1 rRNA gene is annotated in these 453 nt (G+C 53.9%); it reads right to left on the reverse strand.

What is annotated here, in order from left to right:
• Positions 1 to 415: ribosomal RNA gene (locus tag AC1DF0_RS32245) — 16S ribosomal RNA — on the reverse strand; the annotation flags it as partial.
• Positions 416 to 453: the final 38 nt, after the last annotated feature.

Consider the following 453-nt stretch of genomic DNA (forward strand, 5'->3'; position numbering starts at 1 on the left):
CATCACTCACGCGGCGTTGCTCCGTCAGACTTTCGTCCATTGCGGAAGATTCCCTACTGCTGCCTCCCGTAGGAGTCTGGGCCGTGTCTCAGTCCCAGTGTGGCCGATCACCCTCTCAGGTCGGCTACGCATCGTCGCCTTGGTGAGCCGTTACCTCACCAACTAGCTAATGCGCCGCAGGTCCATCTATAAGTGACAGATTGCTCCGTCTTTCCCAGCTCGGTCATGCGACCAAGCTGCGTATCCGGTATTAGCATTCGTTTCCGAATGTTATCCCAGTCTTATAGGCAGGTTACCTACGTGTTACTCACCCGTCCGCCGCTAAGTCATCCCCGAAGGAATAACTCCGCTCGACTTGCATGTATTAGGCACGCCGCCAGCGTTCGTCCTGAGCCAGGATCAAACTCTCCATAAAGGTAGTTCGACTTGCTCATTACTTTGTATTGCTTTAGT

This window comes from Paenibacillus sp. 05T425 (genome assembly GCF_056396205.1).